Raw genomic sequence first — 11,135 nt, 5'->3', positions numbered from 1 at the left:
TCGGCCCGTGGGCCCGACCCGGCACCGCAGGAGTCAGACCTCGGTATGACGTCGAGCGGCACGTCCTGGTCCTCCGGCGGAGCGGGACGGCGGCGCCAAGGTCGCCGGGTCAGTCGCGCCCGACCAGACCCGTCTCGTAGGCCGTGATCACCATCTGGACCCGGTCGCGCAGGTCGAGCTTGAACAGGACCCGGCCGATGTGGGTCTTGACCGTCGCCTCGGCGAGGAACAGCTCCGCCGCGATCTCGCCGTTCGTCAGCCCTCGACCGACGGCCTCGAGCACCTCGCGCTCGCGGACGGTGAGGGGGGCGAGACGGGCGGCGACCGCCCGGCGCTCCGCGGCCTGCGCGCGCTCCAGCTCGGCGTCGGGGAGGTGCGGGACGAAGCGCTCCAGCATCCGGCGGGTCGTCGACGGTGCCATCGCCGCGTCGCCGGCGTGCACGGACCGGATCGCGGCGAGCAGCTCCGCCGGCCCGGCGTCCTTGAGCAGGAAGCCGGAAGCGCCCGCCCGCAGCGCGGCGAACGCGTAGTCGTCCAGGTCGAAGGTCGTCAGGACCAGCACCCGGGGCGCGTCGGCGCTCGTCCGGATCCGCCGCGTCGCCTCCACGCCGTCGAGCCTCGGCATCCGGATGTCCATGAGGACCACGTCAGGGCGGGTGGCGGCCACCCCGTCCACCCCGGCCAGCCCGTCGCCGGCCTCGCCGACGACCGTCATGTCCGGCTGCGCGTCGAGGACCATCCGGAAGCCGGCCCGCACGAGCTCCTGGTCGTCGACGAGGAAGAGACGGACGGGCGGGTCGGTGGGCGTGCTCACGGGTGCTCCTTCAGGTGGGCGGTCACGAGGGTATGCCGTCGCGCCCGACGACCGGGATCGTCGCCACGACCTCCCAGCCGCGGCGCGCGGGGGCGCCCGTGCCGCCACGACCGGAGGCGTCGCGGGGCCCGGCGTGCACGGTGCCCCCGAGCACCTCGACCCGCTCGCGCATCCCGACGAGCCCATTGCCGTCGGTGTCCGCCCGGCCCTCGCCGCCGTGCAGGCCGCCGTGCGGGCCGACGGCCGCACCGTCGTCGGTGACGCGCACGAGCAGGACCTCCGGGGTCCGGAGCAGGTCGACGTCGACCGAGGCGTGCGGTCCCGCGTGCTTCATCACGTTGGTGAGGCCCTCCTGCACCACGCGGTAGGCCGCCAGGTCGACCTCCCAGGGCAGGTCCTCGGTCTCGCCCCGCACGGCGAGGTGGACCGGGACGCCCGAGTCACGGACCCGCTGCACCAGCTCGTCGAGCGAGGCCAGCCCCTGGGTCGGCCCCAGCTCCGCCCCGGACCCCTCGTCCCGCAGCACCCCCACGAGGCGGCGGGTGTCTGACAGCGACGTGCGCGCGGTCCTCGCGAGGGTCTCCAGCGTCTGGGACGCGCGCTCCAGCGCCTCCCGGTCAGGCCCGGTCGAGGGCGGCCGGTCGAGGGCGGCGCGAGCGGCATACAGCGCCCCGTCGGCCTGCACCACGACGACGGCGAGCGAGTGGGCGACGACGTCGTGCATCTCCCGGGCGATCGAGGCACGCTCGCCCTGGGCGACCAGCCGGGCGCGCTGGGCCTGGTCCCGGGCGAGGGCGGCGTTCTGCTGCTCGAGCCGGGCGAGGACCGCCCTGCGCCGGCGGACCACGTCCCCGAGCACCCAGGCGACCGCGACGAAGAGGGCCGTGAAGGTCGCCTGCGTCGCGACGACGACCAGCCACGCACCCATCCCCGGGTAGGCCACCGACCAGTCCAGGGCCGCCACGACGGCACCGACGAGACCGAGCCCGAGCACCAGCCGGGAGTCGCGTCGCGTGCCGTGCACCGCCGCGCTGTAGACCGCGACGAGCACCGCGACGTTCGCCGGGTGCGGGTTGTCGGTCAGGACCACCTGCAGCAGGCAGGCGGCGGCCACGCCGAGGGCCGCCTGCAGCGGGTGCCGTCGCCGCCAGAGCAGGGGCAGCACCTGCACCGCCCCGAGGGTCAGGTAGCCGACGCCGCCGACCGACGAGGTCAGCAGCAGCCACGCCAGGAGACCCCCCACGACCACCAGCTCGGGCCACCAGCCGCGCTCGCGCAGCGGCTGCCCGCCCCACAGGTCCAGCCACGACTCGCGCGCCGCCTCCAGGGTCACCTTCACCCGTGCACTCTAGGTCGGGGCGGGCGGCGACCACGTCATACCAGGGTCTGGTCCGGGTCCCGCCGCTGTCAGTCCTCGGGCTGAGCCGGCAGGAGGCTGACCACCTCGCCGTGCCTCGGCACGACGGCGTTCCAGTCGAGCTCGGCACCGATCCGCCCGGCGAAGGTCCGCGCCACGTCCAGCTCGCCGTGGGTCACGAAGACGGTCTCGGGCTCCTGGTCCAGGGCCCGCAACCAGTCCATGAGGTCCGAGGCGTCGCCGTGCACGGAGAACTCGTGGTCCTGCACGATCTCGGCACGGACCTTGATGTAGTGCCCGTTGATCTTGACCGACCCGGCGCCGTCCTCGATCGCCCGGCCCCGGGTGCCGGAGGCCTGGAAGCCGGTGAGGATCACGGTGTTGCGCCGGTCGGGCAGCAGCCGGGCGAGGTGGTGCAGGACCCGGCCGCCCTCGGCCATGCCCGAGGAGGCGACGATGATCATCGGGTCGAAGCGCCGGTTCAGCGCCCGGGAGTCCGCGGACGAGGCGGCCTCGATGAGCTCGGGCAGCCCGGTGAAGTCCTCCACGTCCACGTCCTCGCGGAGCTCGCCGAGCGACTCGTCGCGGTAGGCGTCCAGCACCTTCAGCGCCATCGGCGAGTCCACGACGACCGGCACCTCGGGGATGCGCCGCTCCCGCATCATCGTCACGAGGTCCTTGAGCACCCCCTGCGTCCGGTCGACCGCGAAGGCGGGGATCACCACGAGCCCGCCCCGCTGGATCGTGCGGGTGATGGCGTCAGCCATCTCCGCGTGCGCGACCTGCGGCTCGGGGTGCTCCCGGTCGCCGTAGGTGGACTCGCACACGACATACCTCGCGCCCCGGGGGGTGCCGCGGGCCTTGAGGATCGGGTGGTCGTGACGGCCGAGGTCGCCGGAGAAGAGCACGCTGGTCCCCTCGACCTCCAGGCGCACGCTGGCCGAGCCGAGGATGTGCCCGGCCCGGGTCCAGCGTCCGACCAGGCCGTCCCCGAGGTCGACGTCCTCCTCGAAGTCGACGGACCGGAACAGGGGCAGGGTCGCCTCGACGTCCTGGACGTCGAACAGCGGCTTGGGGTGCTCGTGCTTGGACCAGCCGCCGCGCCGCGCCTCCTCGGCCTGCTCCTCCTGCAGCTTGCCGGCGTCGCGCAGCACGATCTCGCCGATGCGGCGGGTGCCCTCCGTCGCCCACACCGGGCCGGCGAAGCCGCCGCGCACGAGCGCCGGGAGGTAGCCGACGTGGTCGGTGTGCGCGTGGGTGAGGACGACGTCGCTGATCGAGGCCGGGTCGACCGGGAACTCCGCCCAGTTCCTCAGCCGCCACTGCTTCTCGCCCTGGAACATCCCGGCGTCGACGAGGACCCGCCGGTCGCCGATCGTCAGGAGGTACTTGGAGCCGGTGACGGTGCCGGCGGCTCCCAGGAAGGTCAGGGTCACGCTGCGCTGTGCCATGCCTCCGACACTCCCACAGGTCAGGTGAACTGCGCCTCGATGCGCGCCAGCTCGTCGGTGGTCAGCTCCAGGTCCGGGGCCTGGGCGGAGTCGGTGACCGACGCGGGACGGCTCGCCCCCGGGATGGGGATGACGTGCTCGCCGAGGGAGAGCTCCCAGGCCAGCACGACCCGCTGCGGGCTGACGCCGCGCGCCGCACCGATGTCGGTGAAGACGGGGTAGGTGAGGCCGACGTCCTTGCTGGCCGCGCCGGTGCCGCCGAGCGGGCTCCACGGCAGGAAGGCGATGCCGTGCTCGCCGCAGTGCTCGAGCGTGTCGCGGCTGCAGCGGAAGCGCGGCGAGAACTCGTTCTGCACGCTGGCCAGGCCCCCCTCGCCGAGCACCTCCAGGGCCACGTCGATCTCCTCGACATCGGCGTTGGAGATGCCGATCGCCCGGATCTTGCCCTCCTGCTGCAGCTGCCGGAAGGTCTCGACCACCTCGCCGTAGACCCGCCAGCGGTCGGGCCGGTGCCACTGGTAGAGGTCGAGAACGTCACGGTCGAGCGCGCGCAGGGAGGCCTCGACGGCCCGGCGCAGGTAGTCCGGAGACCCGTCGCGCCCCCACGTCTCCCCCTCCCCGCGGGTGATCCCGCCCTTGGTCGCCACGACGACGTGGCTGGTGTCGCCGTAGGAGCGGAGGGCCTCGGCGACGACCTGCTCGTTGTGCCCCATCGTGTCCCAGGAGGGGGCGTAGATGTCGGCGGTGTCGATGAGGGTGATGCCCGCGTCCAGCGCCGCGTGCACGGTGGCGACGGCGCGGTCGCGGTCGGGGCGCTCGTTGGCGCCCATCGACAGCGGCATCGCGCCCAGGCCGACGGCGGAGACGGTGAACGGGCCGAGGGCGCGGGTCTTCATGGTGCCCAGCCTAGAAGTCTGCGCACCACCGCGGAGCAGCCCCTACTGCTCGACCCGGTCGGTCGGCGCGTCGTCCGGGGTCGCACCGTCGTCCGCGGTTGCCCCGTCGTCCGCCGCGCTGAGCTGCTTCGCCAGCGACATCATCATCACGCCGCCGATGAGGTCGAACACGCCGATGGCGAGCACGAGCCACGTCAGCCAGCTGCCCTGACCGTCGAACAGCCGGAAGACGCCCAGGACGGTGAGCACGACACCGATGCCCAGGTAGAGGTAGGCCCGCCGGCGCATCGCCGCGGGGTCCCGTCGCATGGCCGTCAGGGACTCCGCCCGCAGCGAGGTGGCCGGCTGGTCGTCCGGGACCCCGCTGTCGACGGCGACGGCCGACTCGTCGACGGTCCCGTCGAACGCGGCTCCACGCTGAGGGTCGTAGGCCTCGTAGCCGGTCTCCTCGGCCACGATCCGCACCGCCTGCCGCAGCTGGTCGTGGATCGCCTCGCGGTCGACGGCGTCTGCGGCGGGCGCGGCGTCGTCAGCCACCGTCGTCGCGTCGCCCAGGGTCGCGTCACCCAGCGTCTCGTTGCCCAGCGTCTCGTCGCCCAGCGTCTCGTCGTCAGACAGCACCTCGGCGTCAGGGTCCGAGAGCGAGACGGACGCCGACCGGTCGTACAGCTCGACCTGCAGCCCGCTGCCCGGCACCGTCAGCTCGCCGAAGACGTCCCCGCCGACCTCCTCGGCCACCCACGTCTCCACGTGCACGGTGAGCTGCTCACGCAGCCGCGCCTCGATCCGCCGGAAGACCGCCACCCCGGCGTCGAGGTCGCCCTGGTCACCCTCGGGCGACTCCACCTCGTCGGCGGCGAGGGCCTCGTCCCAGTCCTGGTCGGGCTGCCGCGGGAGAAGAAGGATGTCGTAGCTCATGGGTCCATCCTCCCAGGGAGGAGGCCCACTCCCGGAATGCACGCGCCGCCACGACGTTGACCACTGCCATGAAGCGCATCGGCTTTCTGTCCTTCGGTCACTGGACCCCCCACCCGCAGTCCGCGACGCAGTCGGCCTCCGACGTGCTGCTGCAGTCGATCGACCTCGCGGTGGCGGCGGAGGAGGTGGGCGCCGACGGGGCCTACTTCCGTGTCCACCACTTTGCCCGTCAGCTGGCCTCCCCCTTCCCGCTGCTCGCGGCGGTCGGGGCGCGGACCAGCCGGGTCGAGATCGGCACCGGCGTCATCGACATGCGCTACGAGAACCCGCTCTCCATGGCCGAGGACGCCGGTGCCGCCGACCTCATCTCCGGAGGCAGGCTGCAGCTGGGCATCAGCCGAGGATCGCCCGAGCAGGTCGTCGAGGGCTACCGCTACTTCGACCACCACCCCGCGGACGGCGAGACCGACGCGGACATGGCGCGACGGCATACCGCCCGGTTCCTGGAGGTGCTCTCGGGCGAGGGGTTCGCCGAGCCCAGCCCCCGGCCCATGTTCCCCAACCCTCCGGGGCTGCTGCGTGTCGAGCCGCACTCGGAGGGGCTGCGCGAGCGGGTCTGGTGGGGCGCCGGCACCCGGGCCACGGCCGAGTGGGCTGCGGCACAGGGGATGCACCTGATGAGCTCGACCCTGCTGACCGAGGACGGCGGGGTGCCCTTCCACGAGCTCCAGGCCGACCAGGTCCGGCGGTTCCGGTCGGCCTGGAGCGAGGCCGGGCATGCTCACGAGCCACGGGTCTCGGTGAGCCGCAGCATCTTCCCGCTGGTGACGCCGCAGGACCACGCCTACTTCGGGCTCGAGCGGCGCAGCACCGACCAGGTCGGGATGATCGACGGCGGGCGCGCGACGTTCGGGCGGACGTATGCCGCCGAGCCCGACGAGCTGGTCCGTCAGCTGGAGGAGGACACGGCGATCGCCGAGGCGGACACGCTGCTGCTCACCCTGCCGAACCAGCTCGGTGTGGACTACTGCGCCCACGTGCTGGAGACGGTGGTGAAGGAGGTCGCCCCGGCGCTGGGCTGGCGCTGAACGTCCTGCACCTGTGTCCTGCACCCCCGGGGCCCGAGCACCGGAACTGCCAGACGGTGCCCACGTCGCGCGTCAGACCTCCAGCGCGCGCACCAGCGGGACACCGACGCGGTAGGGGATGTGCAGCCAGCTGGGTGCGTCGACGAGCGCCATGTCGGCGCGCATGCCCACGGCGATCCGGCCGATGTCCGTGCGGCGCAACGAGGTCGCTGCCGTGAGCGTCGCGGCCCGCAGCGCCTCCGCCGGTGTCATCCCCATCTCGCGGACGGCCAGGGCGATCATCAACGGCATCGACGAGGAGTAGCAGGTGCCCGGGTTGCAGTCGGTGGCGATGGCGACCTGCACCCCGGCGTCGAGCAGCCGGCGGGCGTCCGGGTAGGGCTGCCGGGTGGAGAACTCCACGCCCGGCAGCAGGGTTGCCACGGTGTCGCTGCCGGCCAGCGCCTCGACGTCGGCAGTGGTGAGGAAGGTGCAGTGGTCCACGCTCGCGGCGCCGAGCTCGACGGCCAGCTGCACGCCCGGCCCCTGGCCGAGCTGGTTGCCGTGGACACGCAGCCCCAGACCCGCGTCGCGACCGGCCTCCAGCACGCGGCGCGACTCCTCCCCGTCGAACGCGTGCGGGCTGGCCGGCTCGCAGAAGACGTCGATCCAGCGGGCGTGCGGGGCGCACGCCTGCAGCATCTCCCCGCAGACCAGGTCCAGGTAGGCAGCGCGCTCGGCGGCCGAGCCCCTCGCCTCGGGCGGGACGACGTGGGCACCCAGGTAGGTCACCTCGGGGGTGACCTCCCGGGCGAGCCGCAGGGCCGTGACCTCGTCCTCGACCGTCAGCCCGTAGCCGCTCTTGACCTCCACGGTCGTGGTGCCCTGGGAGCGCATCTCGGAGACACGCTGCTGCAGGAGCTCACGCAGGCGGGGCCGGTCGGCGGCCCGGGTCGCCTCGACGGTGGCCGCGATGCCGCCACCGTCGTAGGGCGTCCCGGACATCCGGGCGGCGAACTCGGCCGAGCGGTCGCCGTCGAAGACCAGGTGGCTGTGGCTGTCGACGAACCCGGGGACCACCGCGCGGCCCTCGAGGCTGACGGACCAGTCGGCGGCGGGGGCCCGGTCGGCCGGGCCCACCCACTCGACCGTCGGCGCGCTGTCCTCGCTGCCCCCTCCGAGAACGACGGCCGCGTCGCGGATCACCCCGAGGCGGGCGTGCAACGGGTCGTCGACGGCGCCGTCGACGGTCTCGTCGTTGGTGACGAGCTCGCCGATGCCGGTGATGAGCATGGACACGGTCAGCGTTCCTTCCACAGCGGGGTGATGGCCTCGTGCAGCAACCGGCCGACGTCCCCGAGCCGGTGCTGGCCGTCCTGCACGACGACCTCGCCGTCGACGACCACCGTATCCACGTCGGCGGCGGTGGCCGAGAGCAGGATCTGCGCGGGGTCTGACCCTGCGGTGCGCACGGTGTCCTCCCGGACGGCGACGAGGTCGGCCCGGGCACCGACCTCCAGGCGGCCCGCGTCCACCCAGCCGATGCTCTCCTGCGCGGTGGCTGCGTCGAGCAGCTGCTCCGGCGTCAGCCGGCCGCGCTCGAGGCTGGCCAGCCGCTCGTGCATCTCCAGCGCCCGCGCCTCCTCGAGCAGGTCGACGACGGCGTGCTGGTCGGACCCCAGCGACAGCCGGGCCCCCGCCCGGCGCAGCGCCGAGGCCGGCCCGATCCCGTCGGCGAGGTCGCGCTCGGTCGTCGGACAGAAGCAGGTCCACGCACGGTGGCGGCCCAGCAGGCCGATGTCCTCGCCGGTCAGGTGGGTGGCGTGCACGGCGCTCAGGTCCGGCCCCAGCACGCCCTCAGCCTCGAGCAGACCGGTGGGCGTCAACCCGTGCGCGTCGAGGCAGGCCTGGTTCTCCGCCGGCTGCTCGGAGAGATGGATGTGGAGCGGACGCCCACCCGCGCGCACCGCGGTCGCCACCGCAGCCAGCTGCTCCCGGGGGACGGCGCGCACGGAGTGGATCGCCCCGCCCACGCGCAGGTGGGCCGGCCCCCCGTCGGTGGAGTCGCGCAGGTCGGCCACGCGCAACGCCCAGGTCTCCGCGTCCCCGTCGCCGAACCGCAGCTGCGGGCCCTCGAGCGCGACGTACCTCTCCCCCGACAACCCGCCCGCCAGGTAGCAGGTGTCGAGCAGGGTCAGCCGGATCCCCGCGTCCGCGGCGGCCTCGCTGAGGGCCTGCCCCATCGCGTTGGGGTCCATGTAGCGCCGACCGTCGGCGCCGTGGTGCAGGTAGTGGAACTCGCCCACGGCCGTGACACCGGCCAGCGCCATCTCCGCGTAGACGGCCCGCGCCAGCGCGAGGTAGCTGTCCGGGTCGAGGCGGGCGGCGACGGCATACATCCGCTCCCGCCACGTCCAGAAGGTGCCGCCCCGGTCGTGGGTGCGTCCGCGCAGCGCCCGGTGGAAGGCGTGGCTGTGGGCGTTCGCGAGACCGGGCAGCACGACGCCGGGCAGCCGCACGTCCCCGGGGTCGGCTGCAGCATCTGGCTCGACCGCGGTCAGGCGCCCGTCGGCGACGGTGATCCGCACGTCGGCGGCGACGCCTCCGGGCAGGTGCGCGTATGCGGCGTGGTAGGTCGCGCTCACGCGTCGGCGCCGTCCGCGGCCGGGGCTGCGCGGAGCGAGGTCAGGTCGCGCACGCAGGCGACGAGCGCCTCGACGCCGGCGTGGCAGTCGGCGCGCTCGGCGTGCTCGGCCGGGCTGTGCGAGACGCCGGTGGGGTTGCGGACGAAGAGCATGGCGCTGGGCACGCCGGCGGTGGCCAGGATGCCCGCGTCGTGGCCGGCTCCGGTGCCCAGGACGGGGACGGAGAGCGGCTCGGCAGCGCCGCCCGCGCGGGCCAGCACCTGACGCAGACGGTCGCCCAGCGCGGCGTCGAACCGGGTCGTGGGCGTCCAGCTCTCCCGGACGACCTGCGCCCCCGTCTCGCCGGCCCGCCCGGTGAGCTCGTCGACGAGCGCCCTCACATGGTCCTCCTGCGGACCGCGTGCGTCGAGCCAGCCGGTGACGTGCGAGGGGACCGCGTTGACCGCGCCCGGGGTGACCGCGACCTTGCCGACCGTCGCCACGCACCCCCGCTGGGTGGCGACGTGGCGCGCCCCCAGGACGAGATCGGCATACCCGAGCATGGCGTCCCGGCGGTCCTCGAGCCGGGTGGTGCCGGCATGGTTGGCCTCGCCGGAGAAGTCGAAGCGCCAGCGCCCGTGCGGCCAGATGTCGCTGGCGACGGCGACCGGGGCGCCGAGGTCGACGAGGGCGCGGCCCTGCTCCACGTGCAGCTCGACGAAGGTGCCGACCCGCCGCAGCGTCTCGTCGTCCGGGCCGAGCTCGGCGGGGTCGCGACCGGCGGCCCGCAGGGCCTCGGCGTAGGTGGTGCCGTCGACGTCGCGCAGCGCCAGGGCGCGTTCGGGCGTGAGCTGGCCGGTGAGGACCCGGGAACCGGCGCAGGCGATGCCGAAGCGGGCACCCTCCTCGTCGACGAAGTTGACGACGGCCAGCGGCACGTCCGGCCGCACGCCCGCCTCCCGCAGACGGTCGACGGTGGCAAGGGCGGAGACGACTCCGAGGGGGCCGTCGAAGGCACCCCCGTCGGGGACGGAGTCCAGGTGGGAGCCGATCGCGACGCCGGGGCGGCCGGCGGCGACGGCGTCGTCGACGGTGCCCGGCCCGTCCCACCACCAGGCCCACTGGTTGCCCACCCGGTCGACCGTGAGGTCGAGGCCGCGGCGGGCGCACTCGGCGGCGAACCACTCTCGCAGCGTGCGGTCCTCGGGCGTCCAGGCGAACCGCCGGTAGCCGCCGCTGCCCACCCGGCCCACCTGCTCGAGGGCGGACCACATGCTGTCGAAGGCGGCGCTGCTCACGCCGTCGACTCTAGGGCCACCGCCAACGCCGTTGCAGCACCAGATCCAGCACCAGATCCAGCACCACAGCTACCGTGACGCCATGAGCGAGCAGCGTGCCCTGGACGCGGTCGTCGCCAGCGGCCTGGAGCACATTGTCACCCGGCACGGCCGCGTCGGGAGCCTCGAGGAGGCCGCCGCGGTGCGGGGCGTCCAGCCGCGGGACATCGTCAAGACGATGGTGGTGCGGCGAGGGGAGGACGACCACCTCTTCGTCCTGGTGCCCGGCGATCGCCAGATCTCCTGGCCCCGGCTGCGTGCGGTCCTCGGGGTGAGCCGGCTGTCGATGCCGGACGCCGAGGCGGCCAGGGAGGCCACCGGCTACGCCCGCGGGACGATCACGCCGTTCGGCTCCAGCACCGCCTGGCCGGTCGTCGCCGACGCGACCCTTACCGGCGACCCCGACCGGATCATCTCGTTGGGCGCCGGCGCCCACGGCGTGGCGGTGTCGGTCAACGCCGAGGCGGCGCTGGCCCACCTGGGCGCGCAGGTCGCCGACGTCACCGACCCCGAGGCGTCGACCGCCACCTGACCCACCCGCGGCGTCGGGCAAAGAAAGGGTAAAGAAAACTTCAAGTTTGCGTCTTCCCAAGGTGTTCACGCCCGGTCTAGTGTGTGACGCACGTCATGCGGCGGTTGCCGCGCGCCTCGGGGAAGGGCCCTGACGATGG

The 11,135-nt window shown here is 74.0% G+C and carries 10 protein-coding genes; 2 read left to right on the top strand and 8 right to left on the bottom strand.

Annotation, left to right across the window (positions count from 1 at the left end):
• Positions 1-109: 109 nt before the first annotated feature.
• The 5 genes from ACI3ET_RS05985 to ACI3ET_RS05965 form a co-directional block, all read right to left on the bottom strand.
• Entirely contained in the window at positions 110-814 is a 705-nt protein-coding gene (locus ACI3ET_RS05985) for a response regulator transcription factor (protein ID WP_405032067.1), read from the bottom strand.
• 22 nt (positions 815-836) lie between these two features.
• Positions 837-2,153: a sensor histidine kinase gene (locus tag ACI3ET_RS05980; RefSeq protein ID WP_405032066.1), complete on the bottom strand. Its 1,317-nt coding sequence runs from the start codon at positions 2,151-2,153 to the stop codon at positions 837-839.
• A gap of 68 nt (positions 2,154-2,221) precedes the next feature.
• Positions 2,222-3,622, bottom strand: a complete 1,401-nt coding sequence (locus ACI3ET_RS05975; protein WP_405032064.1) for an MBL fold metallo-hydrolase RNA specificity domain-containing protein — start codon at positions 3,620-3,622, stop codon at positions 2,222-2,224.
• A gap of 20 nt (positions 3,623-3,642) precedes the next feature.
• The gene (locus ACI3ET_RS05970) at positions 3,643-4,518 is read right to left on the bottom strand and encodes an aldo/keto reductase (protein ID WP_405032063.1); all 876 of its coding nucleotides are present in this window, start codon (positions 4,516-4,518) and stop codon (positions 3,643-3,645) included.
• A gap of 42 nt (positions 4,519-4,560) precedes the next feature.
• Positions 4,561-5,436 carry a DUF308 domain-containing protein gene (locus tag ACI3ET_RS05965; protein ID WP_405032062.1) on the bottom strand — a complete coding sequence of 292 codons (876 nt, stop codon included), beginning with the start codon at positions 5,434-5,436 and terminating at the stop codon, positions 4,561-4,563.
• Between the two features lie 68 nt (positions 5,437-5,504).
• Between ACI3ET_RS05965 and ACI3ET_RS05960 the strand changes: the two genes are divergently transcribed.
• Positions 5,505-6,524 (top strand): LLM class flavin-dependent oxidoreductase, encoded by a 1,020-nt coding sequence (locus ACI3ET_RS05960; protein WP_405032061.1) that lies wholly within the window; start codon positions 5,505-5,507, stop codon positions 6,522-6,524.
• Between the two features lie 72 nt (positions 6,525-6,596).
• On the opposite strand, the gene hutI is transcribed toward ACI3ET_RS05960, so the two are convergent.
• Genes hutI through ACI3ET_RS05945 form a run of 3 tightly spaced genes read right to left on the bottom strand, consistent with a single transcriptional unit; the run spans position 6,597 to position 10,425 of the window.
• Positions 6,597-7,802 (bottom strand): imidazolonepropionase, encoded by a 1,206-nt coding sequence (gene hutI / locus ACI3ET_RS05955; protein ID WP_405032060.1) that lies wholly within the window; start codon positions 7,800-7,802, stop codon positions 6,597-6,599.
• A gap of 2 nt (positions 7,803-7,804) precedes the next feature.
• Positions 7,805-9,148 carry a formimidoylglutamate deiminase gene (locus ACI3ET_RS05950; RefSeq protein ID WP_405032058.1) on the bottom strand — a complete coding sequence of 448 codons (1,344 nt, stop codon included), beginning with the start codon at positions 9,146-9,148 and terminating at the stop codon, positions 7,805-7,807.
• Complete coding sequence (locus ACI3ET_RS05945; RefSeq protein ID WP_405032057.1) at positions 9,145-10,425, bottom strand: allantoate amidohydrolase; 1,281 nt, start codon at positions 10,423-10,425, stop codon at positions 9,145-9,147. Before ACI3ET_RS05945 ends, ACI3ET_RS05950 begins: the two co-directional genes overlap by 4 nt.
• Before the next feature lie 82 nt (positions 10,426-10,507).
• Between ACI3ET_RS05945 and ACI3ET_RS05940 the strand changes: the two genes are divergently transcribed.
• On the top strand, positions 10,508-10,996 hold the full coding sequence (locus tag ACI3ET_RS05940; protein ID WP_405032056.1) for an aminoacyl-tRNA deacylase: 489 nt from the start codon (positions 10,508-10,510) through the stop codon (positions 10,994-10,996).
• Positions 10,997-11,135: the final 139 nt, after the last annotated feature.

This window comes from Ornithinimicrobium jinqii (genome assembly GCF_045032595.1).
GTDB lineage: Bacteria > Actinomycetota > Actinomycetes > Actinomycetales > Dermatophilaceae > Ornithinicoccus.
The sequence above is the reverse complement of the archived record's forward strand: the minus strand, read 5'-3'. Positions and strand labels throughout refer to the sequence as shown.